We start from the raw sequence: 1049 nt of genomic DNA, 5'->3' as shown, positions 1-1049 counted from the left end.
TGAAGATTCAATAGGTTGTATGCATGGTTCATCCGAACCGGATTTGAGAAACTGGAAATCGCCACCCCCCCAGTTCACTCAAGGAGCCCGGCCGGATGAACACCCATAAGCATGCCCGATTGACCTTCCTACGTCGACTCGAAATGGTCCAGCAATTGATCGCCCATCAAGTTTGTGTGCCTGAAGCGGCCCGCGCCTATGGGGTCACCGCGCCGACTGTGCGCAAATGGCTGGGCCGCTTCCTGGCTCAGGGCCAGGCGGGCTTGGCCGATGCGTCCTCGCGCCCGACGGTCTCGCCCCGAGCGATTGCGCCGGCCAAGGCGCTGGCTATCGTGGAGCTGCGCCGCAAGCGGCTGACCCAAGCGCGCATCGCCCAGGCGCTGGGCGTGTCAGCCAGCACCGTCAGCCGCGTCCTGGCCCGCGCCGGTCTGTCGCACCTGGCCGACCTGGAGCCGGCCGAGCCGGTGGTGCGCTACGAGCATCAGGCCCCCGGCGATCTGCTGCACATCGACATCAAGAAGCTGGGACGTATCCAGCGCCCTGGCCACCGGGTCACGGGCAACCGACGCGATACCGTTGAGGGGGCCGGCTGGGACTTCGTCTTCGTGGCCATCGATGACCACGCCCGCGTGGCCTTCACCGACATCCACCCCGACGAGCGCTTCCCCAGCGCCGTCCAGTTCCTCAAGGACGCAGTGGCCTACTACCAGCGCCTGGGCGTGACCATCCAGCGCTTGCTCACCGACAATGGCTCGGCCTTTCGCAGCCGCGCCTTCGCCGCGCTGTGCCATGAGCTGGGCATCAAGCACCGCTTTACCCGACCTTACCGCCCACAGACCAATGGCAAGGCCGAACGCTTCATCCAGTCGGCCTTGCGTGAGTGGGCTTACGCTCACACCTACCAGAACTCCCAACACCGAGCCGATGCCATGAAATCCTGGCTACACCACTACAACTGGCATCGACCCCACCAAGGCATCGGGCGCGCTGTACCCATCTCCAGACTCAACCTGGACGAATACAACCTATTGACAGTTCACAGCTAGCTG

The 1049-nt window shown here is 64.0% G+C and carries 1 protein-coding gene; it reads left to right on the top strand.

All coding sequences use genetic code 11. The features are described from left to right. Window positions 1–95 precede the first annotated feature (95 nt). Window positions 96–1046, top strand: coding sequence for an IS481-like element IS481 family transposase (locus BOD01S_RS22765; RefSeq protein WP_005012067.1), 951 nt, complete (start codon window positions 96–98; stop codon window positions 1044–1046). Window positions 1047–1049: the final 3 nt, after the last annotated feature.

Origin of the sequence: Lysinibacillus odysseyi 34hs-1 = NBRC 100172, assembly GCF_001591965.1 — a bacterium.
Classification (GTDB): domain Bacteria; phylum Bacillota; class Bacilli; order Bacillales_A; family Planococcaceae; genus Lysinibacillus_B; species Lysinibacillus_B odysseyi.
This window is presented reverse-complemented; position numbering and strand designations above follow the sequence as displayed.